Annotated in this window: 20 protein-coding genes and 1 tRNA gene; 4 read left to right on the forward strand and 17 right to left on the reverse strand. The window is 65.1% G+C overall.

Going from position 1 to position 17,327, the window contains the following annotated elements:
* Positions 1 to 31: 31 nt before the first annotated feature.
* From ACQR0U_RS21175 to ACQR0U_RS21245, 15 genes are all read right to left on the reverse strand, one after another.
* Positions 32 to 589, reverse strand: coding sequence for a YeeE/YedE thiosulfate transporter family protein (locus ACQR0U_RS21175; RefSeq protein WP_315718301.1), 558 nt, complete (start codon positions 587 to 589; stop codon positions 32 to 34).
* Between the two features lie 10 nt (positions 590 to 599).
* The gene (locus ACQR0U_RS21180) at positions 600 to 1,142 is read right to left on the reverse strand and encodes a YeeE/YedE thiosulfate transporter family protein (protein WP_434872243.1); all 543 of its coding nucleotides are present in this window, start codon (positions 1,140 to 1,142) and stop codon (positions 600 to 602) included.
* A gap of 452 nt (positions 1,143 to 1,594) precedes the next feature.
* Positions 1,595 to 3,283, reverse strand: coding sequence for a methyl-accepting chemotaxis protein (locus ACQR0U_RS21185; RefSeq protein ID WP_316171756.1), 1,689 nt, complete (start codon positions 3,281 to 3,283; stop codon positions 1,595 to 1,597).
* Between the two features lie 418 nt (positions 3,284 to 3,701).
* Positions 3,702 to 4,802: a YeeE/YedE family protein gene (locus ACQR0U_RS21190; protein WP_315754833.1), complete on the reverse strand. Its 1,101-nt coding sequence runs from the start codon at positions 4,800 to 4,802 to the stop codon at positions 3,702 to 3,704.
* Positions 4,803 to 4,870: 68 nt separating this feature from the next.
* Entirely contained in the window at positions 4,871 to 5,311 is a 441-nt protein-coding gene (locus ACQR0U_RS21195) for a DsrE family protein (protein WP_409978004.1), read from the reverse strand.
* An 8-nt stretch (positions 5,312 to 5,319) separates the two neighbouring features.
* Entirely contained in the window at positions 5,320 to 6,222 is a 903-nt protein-coding gene (locus ACQR0U_RS21200; RefSeq protein ID WP_315718304.1) for an alpha/beta hydrolase, read from the reverse strand.
* A gap of 10 nt (positions 6,223 to 6,232) precedes the next feature.
* Positions 6,233 to 6,667 carry a DsrE family protein gene (locus tag ACQR0U_RS21205; RefSeq protein WP_316171783.1) on the reverse strand — a complete coding sequence of 145 codons (435 nt, stop codon included), beginning with the start codon at positions 6,665 to 6,667 and terminating at the stop codon, positions 6,233 to 6,235.
* 26 nt (positions 6,668 to 6,693) lie between these two features.
* Complete coding sequence (locus ACQR0U_RS21210; RefSeq protein ID WP_315754837.1) at positions 6,694 to 7,452, reverse strand: c-type cytochrome; 759 nt, start codon at positions 7,450 to 7,452, stop codon at positions 6,694 to 6,696.
* Entirely contained in the window at positions 7,391 to 8,674 is a 1,284-nt protein-coding gene (gene soxC / locus ACQR0U_RS21215) for a sulfite dehydrogenase (RefSeq protein WP_316166781.1), read from the reverse strand. Before soxC ends, ACQR0U_RS21210 begins: the two co-directional genes overlap by 62 nt.
* A gap of 5 nt (positions 8,675 to 8,679) precedes the next feature.
* Positions 8,680 to 10,374 carry a thiosulfohydrolase SoxB gene (gene soxB, locus ACQR0U_RS21220; RefSeq protein WP_434872239.1) on the reverse strand — a complete coding sequence of 565 codons (1,695 nt, stop codon included), beginning with the start codon at positions 10,372 to 10,374 and terminating at the stop codon, positions 8,680 to 8,682.
* A 24-nt stretch (positions 10,375 to 10,398) separates the two neighbouring features.
* Complete coding sequence (soxA, locus tag ACQR0U_RS21225; RefSeq protein WP_315772267.1) at positions 10,399 to 11,223, reverse strand: sulfur oxidation c-type cytochrome SoxA; 825 nt, start codon at positions 11,221 to 11,223, stop codon at positions 10,399 to 10,401.
* A 33-nt stretch (positions 11,224 to 11,256) separates the two neighbouring features.
* Positions 11,257 to 11,583 carry a thiosulfate oxidation carrier complex protein SoxZ gene (soxZ, locus tag ACQR0U_RS21230; RefSeq protein WP_315718309.1) on the reverse strand — a complete coding sequence of 109 codons (327 nt, stop codon included), beginning with the start codon at positions 11,581 to 11,583 and terminating at the stop codon, positions 11,257 to 11,259.
* 18 nt (positions 11,584 to 11,601) lie between these two features.
* Positions 11,602 to 12,054, reverse strand: coding sequence for a thiosulfate oxidation carrier protein SoxY (gene soxY, locus ACQR0U_RS21235; protein WP_315718310.1), 453 nt, complete (start codon positions 12,052 to 12,054; stop codon positions 11,602 to 11,604).
* 20 nt (positions 12,055 to 12,074) lie between these two features.
* Positions 12,075 to 12,518 carry a sulfur oxidation c-type cytochrome SoxX gene (soxX, locus tag ACQR0U_RS21240; protein ID WP_434863484.1) on the reverse strand — a complete coding sequence of 148 codons (444 nt, stop codon included), beginning with the start codon at positions 12,516 to 12,518 and terminating at the stop codon, positions 12,075 to 12,077.
* 129 nt (positions 12,519 to 12,647) lie between these two features.
* On the reverse strand, positions 12,648 to 13,238 hold the full coding sequence (locus ACQR0U_RS21245) for a thioredoxin family protein (protein ID WP_316166780.1): 591 nt from the start codon (positions 13,236 to 13,238) through the stop codon (positions 12,648 to 12,650).
* A gap of 94 nt (positions 13,239 to 13,332) precedes the next feature.
* Between ACQR0U_RS21245 and ACQR0U_RS21250 the strand changes: the two genes are divergently transcribed.
* Entirely contained in the window at positions 13,333 to 14,049 is a 717-nt protein-coding gene (locus ACQR0U_RS21250; protein ID WP_316166779.1) for a hypothetical protein, read from the forward strand.
* On the opposite strand, the gene ACQR0U_RS21255 is transcribed toward ACQR0U_RS21250, so the two are convergent.
* Positions 14,050 to 14,784, reverse strand: a complete 735-nt coding sequence (locus tag ACQR0U_RS21255) for a cytochrome c biogenesis CcdA family protein (protein WP_315778323.1) — start codon at positions 14,782 to 14,784, stop codon at positions 14,050 to 14,052.
* Between the two features lie 121 nt (positions 14,785 to 14,905).
* Here ACQR0U_RS21255 and ACQR0U_RS21260 point away from each other — a divergent pair, with 121 nt between their 5' ends.
* The 3 genes from ACQR0U_RS21260 (at position 14,906) to ACQR0U_RS21270 (ending at position 16,878) form a co-directional block, all read left to right on the forward strand.
* Entirely contained in the window at positions 14,906 to 15,295 is a 390-nt protein-coding gene (locus ACQR0U_RS21260) for a thioredoxin (protein ID WP_315754880.1), read from the forward strand.
* A 25-nt stretch (positions 15,296 to 15,320) separates the two neighbouring features.
* Complete coding sequence (locus ACQR0U_RS21265) at positions 15,321 to 15,671, forward strand: ArsR/SmtB family transcription factor (protein ID WP_315718315.1); 351 nt, start codon at positions 15,321 to 15,323, stop codon at positions 15,669 to 15,671.
* Positions 15,672 to 15,792: 121 nt separating this feature from the next.
* Complete coding sequence (locus ACQR0U_RS21270; RefSeq protein ID WP_315718316.1) at positions 15,793 to 16,878, forward strand: YeeE/YedE family protein; 1,086 nt, start codon at positions 15,793 to 15,795, stop codon at positions 16,876 to 16,878.
* 285 nt (positions 16,879 to 17,163) lie between these two features.
* Here the strand turns inward: ACQR0U_RS21270 and ACQR0U_RS21275 are convergent.
* Positions 17,164 to 17,240: transfer RNA gene (locus ACQR0U_RS21275), tRNA-Met, on the reverse strand.
* Between the last annotated feature and the right edge of the window lie 87 nt (positions 17,241 to 17,327).

Consider the following 17,327-nt stretch of genomic DNA (forward strand, 5'->3'; position numbering starts at 1 on the left):
GTTTGACATAGGGGCACTCGGGCGACTCAGCCTAGCCCTGTGTCCGCTTCGCCTTGGCCGCGGACGCTTCGACCCAGAAGAAGAACGCACCTGCACCGATCGCGAGCGCGGCGAACCAGACGCCATCCGGCACGCCGGTGATGTCGGGCAGCCGCACCTTGCCGAGCGCCCAAACATTCAGGACATGGGCCTTCACCCAGTCGAAGCTCAGCGCATAGAGGATCGCCCCGACGATCATGCCGAAAGCGCCCACTGCAGCATGAACGCTGCCGCTGGCAATGGCGCCGAGCGCAGTGCCCGGGCAGTAGCCGTAAACCACCATGCCGACGCCGAACAGCGCCGCGCCGAGCGCGACCGCAAGCATGTTGGCGTCCTTGACGTAATACTTGGTGTTGCCGGTATCGACCAGCAGCAGAACGCCGATGCCGCCGACCACGATCGCCGTGCCCATCACCTTCAGCACGGTGAAGTCGCGCAGCCGGAACTGGTTCTCGATCACGTTGCAGCTCGTGACCTTGCCCTGCTGCAGGAGATAGCCGAACACGGCGCCCATCAACAGCGGACCGGCGATGCTCATCAATGACGTCATGGCCCTTCTCCTATGCTTTGCGGAACATGACGCGCGACACCACCAGGCCGGTCGCGAACATCACGGCGAGGAACAGCCAGCTCGACAGCGCCAGTTGCAGACCGCCTGAAATGCCGTGGCCGCTGGTGCAGCCGCCGGCCAGACGCGCGCCATACGTGATGACGATGCCGCCGAGAAACGCAGCGACGAAGCGCTTGAACACCGACGGGCCAAAGCGCTCCCTCCAGACCTCTGGCACCAGCTCCAGTCGCCACGTGCCGGAGATGACCGCGGACAGGAATGCGCCGAGCGGAATGCCGACCAGAAACCAGACGCCATAATCCCATTTCAGCGGCATCGACTTCCAATAACTGTTGGCGGCGACGGCGTCGGATCCGATCACCGGCACGGCGAACAGCGACGCGATGCGCGAGAACGCCGTCGTCACGCCGAGCGGATCGCCGAACCCGGCAAAGGCCACCCAGCTGAGGATGCCGATGCCGGCGCCGACCAGATAAGGCGACCAGTCGATGCGCCCGGACTCGCCCAGATCCTTGACCATGACGTCGTTCATCATTGCCACGACGGGTCCTCCCTGCTGACGCGGCCCAGCGCCGCGACCGACGTACGCCACTATATGCATATATTCGAATTTATGCAATTATAAATCGGCCGGTGCCGATAGGTGAAAGGCGAGGTCCTGCGGCAGCGTGACGGCGAGGAATCAGCGGCACGGACGACCTCGGGGATGGCAGGCCCGAGCAAGCCGCAGTGGAGCATGATCCGCCGCAGCCCCACGCTCTGTTCATGTCGGCGCGGCCTCTCGCAGGTCCATCGTCACCACGCGACTCGGTCGCGCCGCTTGCCGCGGCCGCGGGAGAAGTCCTCGAGATGAGGCTCGCAGGCCAACGCAGAAGCGATGCCCGGCGCGTGGTGGCCGGGCCTGCGCACCTGTCCAGCACTCCGACGCGGGCCGGCGAATGGCGGCGAGATCGGATCTGCGCGGCTCTCAGTCGCTGCGAGTTCCTAGGCGGCTCTCACGCCGGCGATGAACTTCTTCACTTCCATGCTCAGTCTGGCACTGTCGTTGGCCAGCGATTTCGCGGCGGACAGCACCTGGGACGCGGCGGCTCCGGTATCGACGGCACCGCGCTGCACATCCGCAACGTTGGCTGAGACCTGCTGCGTTCCCGCCGCCGCATGCTGGACGTTCCGCGAGATCTCCTGCGTGGCAGCGCCCTGCTGCTCCACGGCCGATGCGATCGTCGACGAAATCTCCTGCAATTTCTCGATGGTGATGCTGATGTCGCGGATGGCACCGACCGATTGCTGGGTGGCGGACTGGATGCCGGAGATCTGCTGGCCGATCTCGCCCGTGGCCTTCGCCGTCTGCTCGGCCAGCGCCTTGACCTCGGATGCGACCACCGCAAATCCACGGCCGGCCTCGCCGGCGCGTGCGGCCTCGATCGTTGCATTCAGCGCGAGCAGATTGGTCTGTCCGGCAATCGTATTGATCAGCTCGACGACGTCGCCGATGCGGGCAGCGGACTTCGAGAGCTCGCTGACCTGTTCATTGGTCCTGCGGGCCTGTGCCACCGCCTCATTGGCCATCCGGGCTGAATCCTGGACTTGCCTGCTGATCTCGTTGACGGACGCGGAGAGCTCCTCGGTCGCAGATGCCACCGACTGCACATTGGTGCAGGCTTCCTCGGAAGCCGCGGTGACGGATGTGGCCAGGTTCTGTGCGCGGCTCGCCGTGTTGCTGAGCCCGCCGGCGTGACCTTCCAAAGTGCTCGATGCCGTGGACACGGTGTCGACGATCTCGCCGACCACGGCCTCGAAGCGGCCAGTGATCTCGTCGAGGCGCCGGCCGCGTTCCAGTTTCACCTCTGCCTCTCTCGAAGCGATATCGTCGGCCTGCTTCTTCGCAATCAAGGCGGTCTTGAAAACCTCCAGGGCGTCGGCCATCATGCCTACTTCGGTCTTCTGACCGCGATAGGGGATCTCGATCGCCAGGTTACCCTCACCGAGCGCCTGCATCGGCCTGATGATGGAAGCGATGCACCGGGAAATGTCGCGAACGAACCAGCTTCCGACGCCGATGCCGGTGAGAACGGCAAGGACGATGACCGTCGACATCAATGCAAATGCCTCGGCATAGCCATCCGCGGCGATCTTGGTTTCGGCGTCGGCGCCACGATTGTTGAGGTCAATCAGCTTTCGAAGAAATTCGTCCGACTGATTGGCGACGCTCCGGACCGTCTTGTTGAACAGATCGCTCGCCTGCTTGGTCGCGTTGCCGTTCCCTGCGCGCAGCACCTCGAGCACACCATCGGCAGCCTTGACATATTGCTCCCAGCCCCGCGACCAGCTCTCGAACAGGCTGCGCTCCTCGGCCGACGAGATCATCGCCTCATAGGAGCGGCGCGCCGTCGCGATGACGGCGAGCGTTGCCTTCATGTTGCGGTCGAGATTGTCCTTCTCCTCAGTCGTATCTGCCGTCATGTAGGCTCGCAGCTGCGCCCGATTGAGATTGATCGCCGAACGCAACTCGCCGAGCACGCGCACGCTCGGCAGCCAGTTCTTGGCGATCTGTTCGGTATGCGTATTGATTGTCTGCATGCCGCGGACGGCCAGCAACCCGACGATGGTCATCGCCACCAGCAGCAGCGCAATGACGGCCGCCATTTTTGCTCGAATGGAGAGTTGCGACATCACGCGTGCCTTTCGTAGTCCCGGCGATTCGTATCGGTCCGCCGCATGATTGCGTCGTCCCCTCGCGACGGTATCACCCGACCTTCGCAAATTGGTTAACGGGCGGGATTTCCAGACTGGAATCTACCAACGTCATGATCGGGCACGATGGTCCGAATGCCGTGTTCGGCACGCATCTCCTGTGGCCAATCCGCGGACTACGCGATCTGCGCTCCGGCGTGACGACGCAAAGACGCGTGTCTTCGGGCTCGATCCGATCTGATCAGACAATGTTCTTCGTCGGAGGCTTGAAGTGCGCCGACACGCCACGCGTCGACGAGCCTGTGACAGACAGGTCCCGGAGATTCATGGATGCTGCGCCTTGACGCTGCATGTCCAATGCCGCTCAGCAGAAGCAGGCTCGCTTCCGCAGGATGCCTCAAGAAGGCATGACGGAGGGCGACTGAACCGGGCTCTGCGCCGGCTTGGTGGCGAACAGCCAGCGGTCGACGACAAAATCGGTGACGGCCGCACCCAACCACATGCCACCGAGCACGATCCACGCTGTGAGCGCAAACACCGATGCCCCGGTTACGCCGGCGCCAACGGCGCAGCCGCCCGCCAGCATCGCACCGAATCCCATCAGGACGGCGCCGATCATGTAACGGCGCATGCCGCGCCCATCCGAGAAGCCTTCGAGATTGAGTTCACGCGCCAGCGCAGCCGCAACGAACGAGCCGATGAACACCCCCGGAATGATGCCGAGATCGAAGCCCGGCTTCAGTTGCGGGCTGGCGAGCACCTGCATCAGCAGCTCCGCCGAAGGACCGCTGAATGTCAGGCTCTTCAGCGGCACCGGCGAGAACGAGGCCTGGCCGAGCTGATAGGTGAGGAGCCAGCCCCCGGCGACCGCCGCGCCCGCGGCCACCGCCGAGCGCAGGATCTTCGGGCCAACCTGAAACTTCGACACGGCGGCGAGCCCGGCCAGGAACCACAGCATGCCGAAGCCGAGCTTCTCGGGCGTACCCCCGCCGAACAGGCTCATGATGTCGCGCGACGGTCCGCCGTCGACGAGCCAAAGATTGGTGAGCCACTCGCGTGCCGGCGCGAGCAGGCCGCGATAGGCCGACTGCGCCGTCACCGCGAAGACGAGGCCGGACAGCAGCGCCCGCAGATTGCCGTTGGCCGAGAGCACCAGCAGACGGCTGGCACAGCCTCTCGCCAGGATCATGCCGCAGCCGAACAGCGTGCCGCCGATCATCGCGCCGGAAATGCTGCCCTGCTGCGCCAGCTGGCGCGCTTCGGAGACGTCGAGCAGGCCCATCGCCACCAGCGCCTGGGTGCCCAGCAGCGCCGAGGCGAAGGTGAGGAGCCACACCGCCAGCCGCGGACCGCCCTGCCCGCGCGCGAACTCGACCGTGGCCGCCCGGAGGCAGAAGCGGCTGCGCTGGGCGAAGAAGCCGAACGCGCCGCCGGCCGCGAGCCCGCACAGCAGCGACACCAGCTCCTCACCCAGAAGGTCGATCAATGCGGTGAGCACAGGCGCTCCCGTCGTTCAGGCCTGCCGCTCAACATGCCGGGCGGCATCGGCAAGGACGCATGCGCCCGTCACGGGCGCAGGTAGGCGTATCCACTCTGCTGCAGCTCCGTGAGGCGCACGACGCCGCCCTTCTCCGCCACCGCGAACCCTGGCAAGAGATCGTCGAGTTTCACGCCTTGCGCCTTCATGGTGTTCGCACAGGCCTCGAAGCCGACGCCGGCTTTCATGAGGCGCTCGGCCAGAGCCGAGATGGTCTGGTCGGCCGAAATCGCATGAAAGGCCCGCAAGCCCGGACCGTGGATCACCAGGCGAATGTCTGCGCGTCCAGGTCCTCCGGTGCCATCGACGTGGTTCTGGAGGTTGCCGAGAACGAACAGGGCGCGGTCCTGATCGGCGAGATGATAGGCGACGCGCTGGCGCGGAGATTCCGTCGCCGCGCGTGCGCTGCTGACACCGAAGATTCCAAACAGGCCGGCAAGACCGGCTTGCATCAAAGATCGACGTTCCATGGTGGCTCCTAACGCGCGGCTGCAATGAATCCTGCGATGCGATCAGCGGCATCCTCGGCGGCGAGATCGCGAAAGAAGTGATCTGCGTCGTCAATCGTCTCCAGTCGGACACGGCTGCCGGCGCGTGACGCCAGCGGCGCGAACGACGCTGCCACGTCCGGTACCGTCTTGTCTTGCGCTGCCGCAAGCACCAGAACCGGCAGGCTCACATCGGCGACCAGCGCCGCCGTATCCTGACGCCGGTCGGCGCGATAGAATGCTGCGAATGCGCGCGCCGTCACCTTGGCATCGCGGCAATAGATGAAGCCCGGCACCGACATCCAATCACCGCCGCGCCCGGCGGCGATCGCTGCCTCAGCCTTGTCGAGCAGCGGCGCCAATCGCTGGCCGTAGCTCTCCGCATAGGCGTCTCTCAAACCGGCCTCGATGCTCGCCGTCGCGGGCGCCAGCAGGATCGCACCGTCGACCGCCGCTTTGGGATTGGCGGCCAGATAGCGCGCGACCTGATTGGCGCCGCGCGAATGACCGAGGACGAAGACGTGCGACGACGTCTTGCGCGCTTCACTCAGCCAGGCGGCGATCTCCACGACAGCATCGTCCGTCACATAGTCATGGGGTTTGGCACAATCGTACATGCCAGTGCGGCGATCGAGACCGAGCACGAGATTGTGCGCGAGCGACGCGATCCCCCGCTCGGCCAACGCCTTGGACAGACCCTGGATGGTCTCCATGTCCTTGTGCGCGAGCGTGCCGTGCGTCATCAGCACCAGCGGTACATCCGGTCCAGACTGCGCCGGCAGTCGGAGCGTGCCGAGCGCCGTACGCCCGCCGATCGTGAGCTCGCGCGGCTCCTCGGCCGCGAAGGCGATCGACGCAATGAACGAGACGACAAGAGCGAGCCACCACCGCATCGCAAATTCCTCAGGGACGCACGATCGTCCAGTTCTTCTCGGACAGCTCCAGCAGGGTCGCGACCCCGGTCTTGACGACCGTGACACCGTCGAGCAGAGGCGGCTGCCGTCCCTCCTTGCTCGCGAGCGTCTCCAAGGTATTGCCGCAGGCGATGAAGCTCACATTGGGCATCGACTTGGCGAAGCCGAGCACCCGCTCCTTCACCGGCGAGCGGTCGGCCAGCAGCATGTCGAGGCCGCCATTGAACGCGACGATCACGATCTCGACCTCCGCGCCCTCGCCCGAATAGTGGCGGGAGACATTCGCGGCCACGTCGAGCACCGCGCGCATCTTGGCCGGATCCTCGTCGCTGATCTGCAACGCGAGCCTATGTGGCTCGGCTGCAGTGGCGACGGACGCAACCCCGCTTCCGGCCAGGGCGACGGATGCGGCCGCCAACAGCATCTGGCGGCGGCTGCATCCGGCAATCCTCACTCGACGCCTCGCGGCTTGCCGTCCTTGTCTTCCGGCGTGACGTCGACCGCTGTCGCGCGTCCGGTGATCTTGACCGGCGCGATGCAGTTCTTCATGCAAGGATCCTTCTGCCAGAACGCCTTCTCGCTCGTGCTCCGGTCATCCATGATGAACCCGCCCTCGTTCGGCATCTTGATCGTGGCGAGATTGCTGTTGCTCAGCTCGAAGTTCTGATCGGTGATCACGTCGTTCAGATACAGCACATAGGCGACCAGCGCGTAGTACTCGTCGACCTTCAGCGACTGCGGGCTGCCGAACGGCATCGCGTGGCGGACGTAGTCGAACAGCGTCGAGGCGTAGGGCCAGTAGGAACCGACCGTCTTGACGGGATTGTCTGATGTCAGCGATCCCTTGCCGCCGGCGAGCACCGGCCAGCGGCCGGCACCCTCGCCGAATTCGCCATGGCAACTGGCGCAATTGTCCATGAACAGCTTCTCGCCCTGGGCGACGGTGCCCTTGCCGACTGGCAGCCCCTGCCCGTCCGGACGCACGTCGATGTCCCAGCCGCGGATCTCCTCGGCGCTCGGCGCGCGGCCGATGTTGAAGCGCTGCGGCGCCTTGGCATCGGACTTGGCCTCGGTCTTCTCGCTCGGACCGCCGGCGAACGCCACCGAGCCCGCAAGCGTTGCCAGCGCTGCGGCGGCAATGATGAGCTTAGGCGACCTCGACATTCTCGACCTCACCGTTTGCCTGCACATGCCAGGTCTGGATGCCATTGTTGTGATAGATGGAGTTGTAGCCGCGGACCTTGCGCAGCTCGGCCTTGGACGGCTGGACGTAGCCGGTCTCGTCCTGGACGCGCGACTGCAGCAGCAGCGGCTCGCCGTTCCAGTCGAACTCGTAGTAGAACCGGGTCAGCGCCTTGTCGAGCACCGGGCCGTCGATCCGCGCCGGCCACCAGTTGCGGCCGCCATCGAGCGACACGTCGACGCGCTTGACCTTGCCGTTGCCCGACCACGCCAGTCCCGAGACGATCGTGAAGCCCTTGCCATGCTTGATCGGCGCCTGCGGGCTCGGGCTCGTGATCACCGACTTGGCATCCATCGCCCAGGTGAAGCGCCGCGCCTTTCCGTTCGGCAAAAGATCGGTGTATTTCGAGGTTTCCTCGCGGGTGTGCCAGGGCTGGTCGCCGACCTTGATACGGCGCAGCCACTTGACCCAGAGATTGCCCTGCCAGCCCGGCACGACCAGGCGCATCGGATAGCCCTGCTCGGGATACAGCGCCTCGCCGTTCATCTTGTAGGCGATGATGCAGTCGTCGAGCGCCTTCTCGATCGGCAGGCTGCGATCCATCGACGCGGAGTCGGCGCCCTCCACCAGCAGCCATTTGCCGTTGGTCTTGACGCCGGCCTCTTCGAGCAGGGTGCGCAGCGAGACGCCGGTATATTGCACGCAGTGGATCATGCCATGCGTGAACTGGCAGCCATTGAGCTGGGCGCCGCGCCACTCCATGCCGGAGTTGGCCGCGCATTCCATGAAGTGGATGCGGTTGACGCGCGGGTAGCGCTTGAGCTCGTCGAGCGTCAGCAGCAGCGGCCGCTCGACCAGGCCATGGATCATCAGCCGGTGATCGGCCGGATCGACGTCGGCCACGCCGCCGTGATGGCGCTCGAAGCACAGCCCGTTCGGCGTGATGATGCCTTCGAGCTCATGCAGCGGCGTGAAGCTGACCGAGGATTCGCGCGAAGCCGTCAGCCATTCGACGTCGCGGCGGACGACGTCCTTCTCGAACTTCGACGGCTTGCCGTAGGGGCGCACAGCGACGCCCTCGCCGAGGGTCCGCGTCCATTCCGGCACGTTCGGCGGCTGGTTGGCGGGATTGCCGACGCCGGCACGCGCCTGCGAGGCCAGCGCCGTGGCGGCAAGACCGCCGGCTGCAGTCAGGAAACCACGGCGCGACGCGCGTGTGGCTGAGGGAAGTAGTTTGTCCTTGGACATCGTCGTCACACTCCGGAGACTTTGACGGCCCGGTTGGGCTCGAGACGAACGGTTTTCTGGCGCTGCAGATAGCTCGACACGACCTCCCAGATCGGCGGCCCCTGCGTGCCTTCGTTGACGCTGGCCCAGCCCGCGACCTGATACTCGCGCGTCGGATCGATCGCGGCCCCGGTCTTGATCAGGCGCATGTCGGAGATGCGCTGCCCCTGCGGCTTGTTGACGTCGATGGCGTAGGACATGCCGCCGATGCGGACCATGTCGCCGCCCTGCTGGTAGTAAGGATCGACGTTGAACAGGTTGTCGGCGACGTCCTCGATGATCTCCTTCAGCCGCATGCCGGTCATGCCCATGCGATAGACGGCCGGATAGGTGATCGCGGTGGCGTTGGTGACGTCCTCGAAGGTGATTTCCTGGCCCGGCATCACGCTGGTGCCCCAGCGGAAGCCCGGCGACAGCGCGATCTCCGCATCGCGCTCCTGCAGCAGCGCCTGGCAGATGAGGTCATCGAACGTGCCGTTGAAATTGCCGCGGCGATACAGCAGCGTCTCGGTCCGTCCCAGCGGGCGGGCGAGATCGGCGGCAAACGGCTTGCGCACCTCGGCGATCTTGGCCGCCATCGCCGGATCCGGCGTGATCACGTCGGAGAACAGCGGAATCAGCTTGTAACGATAGCCCTTCACCTCGCCGTCCTTGACGTCGAGATCGAGCCGCGAGACGAACTTGCCGGAGGAGCCCGACGCGATCAGCAGCGTCTTGCCGACCTTGACCGCTTCAGGCAATGCATCATGGGTATGACCCGTGAGAATGACGTCGAGACCCTTGACGCGGCTGGCCAGCTTGCGGTCGACGTCGAAGCCATTGTGTGACAGCAGCACCACGAGGCCGGCGCCGTCCTTGCGTGCCTTGTCGACCTGGGTCTGAACATCCTCCTCGCGCACGCCGAACGACCAGTTCGGAATCATCCAGCGGGGATTGGCGACCGGCGTGTACGGGAATGCCTGGCCGAGCACCGCGATCTTGACGCCGCCGCGCTCGATCATCGTCGAGGCTTCGAACGCCGGCTCGTTCCATTCGGTGTCGCGGATGTTGAGGCCGAGGAAGGGGAAGCCCAGACCATCGACCGCCTGCTTGACGCGCTCGGTGCCGTAGGTGAACTCCCAATGCCCCGTCATCGCATCCGGCTTCAGCAGCGCCACGCAGTCGATCATGTCCTGGCCGCGGGTCTTCAGCGACGACCACGAGCCCTGCCAGGTGTCACCGCCATCGAGCAGCACGACCTTGTCGCCGCGCTCGGCGCGGATGGCCTTGATGACGGTGGCGGCGCGGTCGAGCCCGCCGATCCGCCCGTAGGTCTTGGCGAGCGCCTCGAAATCCTCCGAGGTCAGCGCATAGGCCGACGACGAGCCCGGCGCGATGCCGAAGCGGGTGAGGAAATCCTTGCCGGTGACATGCGGCGGCTGGCCCTTGGCGTCACCGACGCCGAGATTGGTCGACGGCTCACGGAAATACAGCGGCATCAGCTGGCCGTGGATGTCGGTGACATGCACCAAGGTGACGTTGCCGACCGGATCGAACGCCAGCAGCTCCTTCTCGGTCAGCTTCTGCTGAGCAAAGGCGCGGGTCGCACCCGCAAGACCGGAGCCACCCGCCAGGGCAGCCGCCGCCAATGCGACCTGAACGAATTCGCGACGCGATATCATGATGTATCTTCCTTGTGTCCGCGGCTAGTTGCGGACCGACGGTGTCTCGACGGGCAGCCCGATGCCGCGCCAGGCGACGTAGACTTCGAGCGCGAGGAACTCGTCCGACAGCGGCTTGTAGGGCACGCCGCGAACGTCGAACATGCAGCCCTCGAAGCGTTCGTGCAGCGGGATCAGGCGCTGATCGCGCAGCCGGTAGGTCGGAAAGCCGTTGGTCTGGCCTTGGCTCAGAAAATCGGCGCGCATGAACTTGCCGTTGTTCTTCTCGTGGCAGGACGCGCAGGCGAGATCGAGCTGCCCGACCCGCGTATAGTAGATCTCCTTGCCCTTCTCGAACCATGGCGACATCGGACCGTCGGTCTTCACCGCCACCGGCATGCCGCGCGACTGGTAGCGGACGAACGCCGTCATGTCCGTCAGTTCCTTCGACTTGAAGGCCCAGGGCTGCGCCTTCATGTGCTCGGTGCGACAGATGTTGATCTGCTGCTCGAGATTGACCGGCTTGTTGAGCTTATCGCTCCATTTGGGCATGGCGGCGCCGACGCCCTTCATGGTCTTTTCCGCCTCGCCGTGGCAGCTCATGCACGACTTGCCTTCGCTGCCGTCGACCGTCTTCCAGACGTCGGCGGCCCGCTCCACCGCGAGGAAGCCGGGATTCTCCAGGTCGTCATCCTGGAGCGCGCGCGTTTCCTTGGTGCGGAACTGATAGCCCGAGATGATGGTCTTGAAGACGTGACCGGGAGGCGCCGGAATGCCCTTCCGTTCGGCCTCCTGGCCGAACGTCGCGACTGCGGACAGGGCCAGCGCGGCCGAAGCCAGGACGGCGAGAGAACCGTAGCGAATGGACATCCGTCACTCCTCCTAGCGATCACACGCTGCCGATCAGGCCTTCAACGCGATCTTCTCTTCGGCCGTCACCACGGAGCCATCATCATCCGTCCATGCGAACTTGAACGTACCTTCCTCGTCGATCCTTGCGTCGAACTGGATGTACGGGTTGGCGGAGATCGCCGGCTCCAGCGCGCAGGAGAACACCGGCTTGCCGTTGAACTCGCAGGTGAACTTGTTGATGATCTTGCGTGGGATCGGCTTGCCCTGCGCATCCTTGCGCTGACCCGATTCCATCAGATGCGAGACCAGCGTCTTGATCTGGATGATCTCGCCCTTCTTGGCTTCCTTCGGAAGCTTGATCCGCGGCTTGTCTGCCATGTTCGTCTCTCCCCTGTCTCAGCCGCCGCAGCCGCCGATGGTGACCTTGACGGTCTTGCGCTCCGTGAAGAGCGAGCCGTCACTCATCTTCGCGACCGCGATCACGTTCTGGGTCTGCGCCAGACGGATGCGGATCGATGCCTCGGCCTTGCCGGACATCGGCGTGAACATCAGCGTGGCGACGCCGGCATTCGGATTGCCGTCGGCCACGAACAGCACTTCCTTGACGTAGTTCTCGGCGGTCATCGGGCTTTCGACCGAGAGCGCGAGCGGCACGGTGTTGCCGTTCTCGGCGATCTCAGGCAGATCGAGCGTGATCTTGCCCTTGGCCGCTTCCTTGCCGCCGGTGAACTTCTTGATCATCTCGGCCGCGTCGTTGCTCGGCTCGGCGTTGGCGGCCATCGGCAGCACCGTCAGGGCGACGAAACCGCCGCCGAGAAGGAACGCCTGTCGTCTGTTGATTGCGCCCATGCATCATCCTCCAGAGGCGGTTACTTCAATGTTTCGAGAAAGGCGACGACGTCCTCGACCTGCGCGGCGGTGAGGACGGGTTTGCCGACGAACTCCGGCCTGACGCGATTGAGTCCGTCGTTCTTGTAGAAGGCGGGCATCACCGTATCGGTGAAGATGCGCTTGGGATCGGCGACGATCAGGCGCAATTGCGCCGCGTTGTAGCGGGTCGCGACGCCGTCGAGCGACGGACCGAACTCGCCGTGAAACTCCTCCGACTTCAGCGACGACACCTGATGGCAGGCGAGGCAATTGCCCAGCGTCCGCGTCAAGAACACCTTCTTGCCGGCATCGGCATTGCCGGGCGCGCCCGTCAGCGATTTCGGAATGACATAGTCGACGACATCGAGCCTGATCGGCTCGTCACCCCGCGCGGCTGCCGACAGCAACACGCAGAGCAAGGCGGCCGGAATCAAACGGCGCATGTTTCCACCCTGACCGACGAGGCGTCCCCTCGCCTTACGATGACACGACGGACTTACGATCCATCATATTCAAGAATTATGATTTGATAATGTGATTGGTGTCAAGCGTATTTCGATGCCGCACTGCACTCAACCCTTGGTCGAAGCGAGATAGTCGCGGAAGGTGCCGCGCTCATAGGCCCTCTCGCGCACGAAGCGGAACATTGCGAGGAAATGCGGCGGCTTGAGATAGCCCGGCGCGCGCGCCACCTCGCGCGCGAGCGGCTCCTTCGCAGAGACCCCCTCGGCCGATGGCGGAAAGAACTGGAACGTCGGCGTGAAGCGGATCGCGTAGCGCTCGGCGAGCTCCTTCTCGGCAAGCTCGTTGCCATCGAAGTCGATCACCTTGCGCGCGCCGAGCAGGTTGAGCTGCAGCACTTCGAAATTGGCGCGGATGTAGTCCGTGATCTCTTGATCGGCAAAGTTCACCAGATGCGTCTCGCGGCAATACGGGCAGCCGCGCAGCTCCCACATGATCGCAAGCCGCTTGCCTTCCGACGCCGCGCTTTCGAGATCCTCGCGCAGGTCCAGGAAGCTGTTGAGAAACCAGGACTGGTGATAGAGCCCGTCGTCGCCGAGCGCCGCGTCGGCCTGCGCCGGCGCCGACGCCGGGCCGACGGCCGCCGCAGCAGAGAGCAGCGCAACCAGATCGCGCCGCGTCATCGTCCGGTTCGTCGTCATCAGCCTGCTCGCGCGCTTTGCCAAGTCCACTTTGCCAAGTCCACGGAATTTCGATACATGATATTCGAATAAGAGAATGTGAAAAGGACATTCGATGCTGCGCCGCGTCATCATGCTGTCGCTCGTGCTGTCATGCCTCACGCACGGCGTCCGTGGGCGCGCCGAAGAGAACACGGACGTCGCTGCCTTCATGCGCTCGGCGATGGCCAGCCTGCGCACCGCCGCGAGCTATGGCCGCACCGGCAATGTGGGCCTGGCGCAGATCGAGCTCGACGACGCCCGGATCGCCTGGGGCAGGCTCAGCCGGCTCGCCGAGCGCTCCAATGCGCCCTATTCGGCCAAATCCTTTGCAGAGCTGATCGCCACCGGAAACGATCGCCTGAAGCAGGCGGACGAAGCGCTGACCGCAGGTGACGGGGCACGCGCTGCGGCGGCCATTGCCGCGTTGCGCCGGTCGCTTCACGCCCTGAGGCAGGACGCCGGCGTGGTCGAACTCAGCGATTGCGTGTTCGACCTGTCACCCGTCATGGACGCGTTGCGCAACGCAGCTGCGCGGTTCGCTGCGGGCAAGGCCGAGCCTGGCGAGGTCGTCCAGGCCGGCACAGCGCTGCGCGACCGGCTGCAACGCTGCAACGGCCTCGCCGCGCCCGACGTGGCGAGCCAGGCCGAGTTCCGCCGCCTGATCGACGGCGCCACGACGAGTGCCGGCGAGATCGGCCGCGCGGCGCGCGAGAGCGACGCCGGCCTGGTGCATCGCTATGAGATCGAACTGCAGTCCTTCGTCAATCTATTGGACTTCCGCTTCGGCTGATCAGCCGATGGTGGCGAGCGACGGAAAGCGCTCGAAGATCCATTCCGACATCCGCGGGATCACGCCGGCGAGAAAGGCCGCGCCGGTCAGGACGAGAAAGCCGCCCATCGTCTTCTCGACCAGGGGGAGATGCGGCTTGATGCCCTTGAGCATGGTCATGAACTGTCCCGTGAAGGCAGCGGCGATCAGGAACGGGATGCCGGTCCCGACCGAATAGGCGGCGAGCAGCAGCGCGCCCTTCCCCACCGTCGCCTCCGCGCCGGCCATCATCAGGACGGCGGCAAGGACCGGCCCCGCACACGGCGTCCAGCCGAAGGCGAAGGCAAGTCCCATCACGAACGCACCGAGCAGGCCGGCCGGCTTGCTTCCGACGTCGATCGTGGCGCTCCGGTACAGCAGCGGAATCCGGAGCACCCCGAGGAAATGCAGCCCCATCGTGATGATGACGAGGCCAGCGAGGATGCCGAGCTGGCTGAGATGGCCGGCAATGAACCTTCCGAACACCGAGGCGGTGGCGCCGAGACCGACGAACACCAGCGAAAAACCGCCGACGAAGCACAGCGCCGTCAGCACCGTCCGCCGCCGCTGGGCCATGCTGGTTTCGCCGATCGCGTCGGCCGCCGAGACGCCGGCCATGTAGCACAGGAACGGCGGGACCAGCGGCAGAATGCACGGTGACAGAAACGACAACAGACCCGCGGCCAGCGCGGCGCCCAGCGTGACGTCGAGATCCATCTTTCCCCCCGGTCGGCCAGCGCTACGTGCCCGGCCTGCCGGGCAGGATTCGGAAATCGCGCACTAGTACATATTCGAATTTAATGATAGATTGGCCGCCAAGTCCAGAGAGGATCTCGGCATGACCAGCAGACGTGCATCGCGCGGATTCGCAACGCTCGCAGGAGCCGTAGTGACCGGCATTTGCCTCTCGTCCCCGGCGTTCGCCTCCGAGCTCGTGATGTTCGAACGTCCGGGCTGCGGCTGGTGCGCCCGCTTCAACGCGGAAATCGGTCCGATCTATGACAAGACCGACGAGGGGCGCGCGCTGCCGCTGCGACGGGTCGACCTTGCCAAGCCGCTGCCGACGGACCTTTCCGGTATCGATCCGGGAGCGTTCACCCCGACCTTCGTGGTGGTCGATCAGGGCCGCGAGATCGGACGCATCCGCGGTTATCCCGGCGATGCGTTCTTCTTTGGGCTGCTCGGCCGCATAATGAATGCTACAAGCGGGGCTCCGGCCCGCTCCTGACCGCCAACCGAGGGATTCAGAATTCATGCCGCTGCCGAAGTTGAAGGACATCGAAACCTCTGCCGAGCTCGAGCAGATGATCGAGAAGGCGCGGGAAGCCAGCGAGATGCTGAAGGCGCTGTCCCACGAGTCCCGGCTTTTGCTGCTCTGCATCCTCGCCGAAGGCGAAAAATCCGTCACCGAGCTCGAGCAGTTCCTGGGCGAGCGGCAGTCGACCGTCTCGCAGCAGCTCGCCCGTCTCAGGCTCGACCGGCTGGTCACGACGCGGCGCGAGGGCAAGACGATCTACTACAGCCTTGCGAGCGAAGATGTCCGCAAGATCCTGACGGCGATCTACGACGTCTATTGCGAGCCGGTCCGCAAGCGCCGCCGCTGACAGATTGGCCCTCGCGGTCTCGGGCTTCGCATCGGCGCGCCCCGTAGCGGCGCAAGAGGTCTGGCGTCCCCGCCGCTCCTGGCGCACAATGCCAGGAAACCAACGAGGATGTCGGAGAGGAATGCTCAGCCCATCAGCACTGACGTTCATGTGTGGGCTGCTCGCGGGCGCCGTTCTCGGCGTCGCCGGTCGCGCCGGCCGCTTCTGTACGCTCGCGATGCTGGAGGACGCGTTCTTCGGCGCCGATACCCGGCGACTCAAATCCTTCGCTCTGGCGGCCGCGGTCGCGCTGGTCGCAACCCAGCTGCTCGCCAGCTTCGGCCTGATCGACCTGTCGCGCTCGATCTACTTGACGTCGTCCATTCCGCTCGGCGGCGCCATCCTCGGCGGCTTGTCGTTCGGAATCGGGATGGCCCTGGTCGGCACCTGCGGCTTCGGGACACTGGTCCGTATCGGCGGCGGTGATCTGCGCGCCATCGTCGTGTTTCTGGTGCTGGGCGTGTCAGCCCTGGCCGCGATGCGCGGGCTCACGGGATTCCTGCGCATCTCGCTGATCGAGCCGCTCTCCATACGCCTGCCCGAAACGATGACCCAGGGCATGGATATGCTGCTGTCGCCCGCACTTGGCTCATATGCGCGGCCGGCAACCGTTTCCGTCGCAGCGGTCGCGCTCGCGGCCTGGGCATTGGCCGACGGGCGCCTCGTGAGATCGCCGCGCCTGCTGCTCTCCGGCCTCGCCGTAGGCTGCGCGGTGGCGTTCGGCTGGTTCGCCACCAGCTGGCTCGGCAATGACGATTTCGATCCGGCGCGCGTGGCATCCCTGACCTTCGTTGCCCCGCTCGGCAATACCGTGCTCTACATCGCCACGCTTTCGGGCAGCCGGGCCGACTTTGCGATCGGCTCCGTCGCCGGCGTGATCCTGGGCTCGTTCGTCGCGGCAATGTTTTCGCGCGTCTTCCGCTGGGAAGCCTGCGATGACGCGCGTGAGTTGAAGCGTCACATGACCGGCGCGCTGCTGATGGGCACCGGCGGCATCATGTCGATGGGCTGCACGATCGGACAGGGCCTGTCGGCATTCTCGACGCTGGCGATCTCGGCGCCGCTGACGATGCTGGCGATCACCTGCGGCGCACGTCTCGGCCTCGAATACACCATGACCGGCGAATGGCGCCCTGCCGTGCGCAACCTGCTGCGTCTGACATCGTGACGGTGGGCTGCGCTCGCGCAATGGGCAAGCTTGCTCCCACGCCAGGGCAATGGGGTTGTACCGCAGGCAGACGGATTGTGGATTTCGCCGTTGCCTCAATACTTCAGTTCACGCGCTTCGCAGATTGTCTGCCGGCTCGCATGGTCGCCTGAGCGCCGTCCTGGTGATAATTCCCGGATCTTCCGATGCCACGCTTCAGGGGGAGACGGCACTGTCCTCAGCTGCACAGCAGCTCACAAACCAAAACTCCCGCAGCCTCGTCGGCTACGGGAGTGTCGGTCTCAATGGTTGCGGGGATAGGATTTGAACCTATGACCTTCAGGTTATGAGCCTGACGAGCTACCGGGCTGCTCCACCCCGCGTTAACTTGTGCGTCACCTTCAGAGAAGCGCCGGGCGGTCCTGGCAGACACCGAGGCGCTGCCGATCCATCCCAAAGGCTTCCTGAGA

The organism is Bradyrhizobium sp. HKCCYLRH3097 (assembly GCF_051167875.1).
Taxonomy (GTDB): Bacteria; Pseudomonadota; Alphaproteobacteria; order Rhizobiales; family Xanthobacteraceae; genus Bradyrhizobium.

Excerpts from the sequence above, each read along its gene's own strand:
- ACQR0U_RS21265 (WP_315718315.1), top strand. The coding sequence starts at position 15,321 with ATGCCGCTGCCGAAGTTGAAGGACATCGAAACCTCTGCCGAGCTCGAG.
- ACQR0U_RS21270 (WP_315718316.1), top strand. The coding sequence starts at position 15,793 with ATGCTCAGCCCATCAGCACTGACGTTCATGTGTGGGCTGCTCGCGGGC.
- ACQR0U_RS21255 (WP_315778323.1), bottom strand. The coding sequence starts at position 14,784 with ATGGATCTCGACGTCACGCTGGGCGCCGCGCTGGCCGCGGGTCTGTTG.
- ACQR0U_RS21205 (WP_316171783.1), bottom strand. The coding sequence starts at position 6,667 with ATGCTGTTGGCGGCCGCATCCGTCGCCCTGGCCGGAAGCGGGGTTGCG.
- ACQR0U_RS21245 (WP_316166780.1), bottom strand. The coding sequence starts at position 13,238 with ATGACGACGAACCGGACGATGACGCGGCGCGATCTGGTTGCGCTGCTC.
- ACQR0U_RS21250 (WP_316166779.1), top strand. The coding sequence starts at position 13,333 with ATGCTGCGCCGCGTCATCATGCTGTCGCTCGTGCTGTCATGCCTCACG.
- ACQR0U_RS21180 (WP_434872243.1), bottom strand. The coding sequence starts at position 1,142 with ATGAACGACGTCATGGTCAAGGATCTGGGCGAGTCCGGGCGCATCGAC.
- soxB (WP_434872239.1), bottom strand. The coding sequence starts at position 10,374 with ATGATATCGCGTCGCGAATTCGTTCAGGTCGCATTGGCGGCGGCTGCC.
- soxC (WP_316166781.1), bottom strand. The coding sequence starts at position 8,674 with ATGTCCAAGGACAAACTACTTCCCTCAGCCACACGCGCGTCGCGCCGT.
- soxZ (WP_315718309.1), bottom strand. The coding sequence starts at position 11,583 with ATGGCAGACAAGCCGCGGATCAAGCTTCCGAAGGAAGCCAAGAAGGGC.
- ACQR0U_RS21185 (WP_316171756.1), bottom strand. The coding sequence starts at position 3,283 with ATGTCGCAACTCTCCATTCGAGCAAAAATGGCGGCCGTCATTGCGCTG.
- soxX (WP_434863484.1), bottom strand. The coding sequence starts at position 12,518 with ATGCGCCGTTTGATTCCGGCCGCCTTGCTCTGCGTGTTGCTGTCGGCA.
- ACQR0U_RS21210 (WP_315754837.1), bottom strand. The coding sequence starts at position 7,452 with ATGGCATCCAGACCTGGCATGTGCAGGCAAACGGTGAGGTCGAGAATG.
- ACQR0U_RS21175 (WP_315718301.1), bottom strand. The coding sequence starts at position 589 with ATGACGTCATTGATGAGCATCGCCGGTCCGCTGTTGATGGGCGCCGTG.
- ACQR0U_RS21195 (WP_409978004.1), bottom strand. The coding sequence starts at position 5,311 with ATGGAACGTCGATCTTTGATGCAAGCCGGTCTTGCCGGCCTGTTTGGA.
- ACQR0U_RS21200 (WP_315718304.1), bottom strand. The coding sequence starts at position 6,222 with ATGCGGTGGTGGCTCGCTCTTGTCGTCTCGTTCATTGCGTCGATCGCC.
- soxY (WP_315718310.1), bottom strand. The coding sequence starts at position 12,054 with ATGGGCGCAATCAACAGACGACAGGCGTTCCTTCTCGGCGGCGGTTTC.
- soxA (WP_315772267.1), bottom strand. The coding sequence starts at position 11,223 with ATGTCCATTCGCTACGGTTCTCTCGCCGTCCTGGCTTCGGCCGCGCTG.
- ACQR0U_RS21260 (WP_315754880.1), top strand. The coding sequence starts at position 14,906 with ATGACCAGCAGACGTGCATCGCGCGGATTCGCAACGCTCGCAGGAGCC.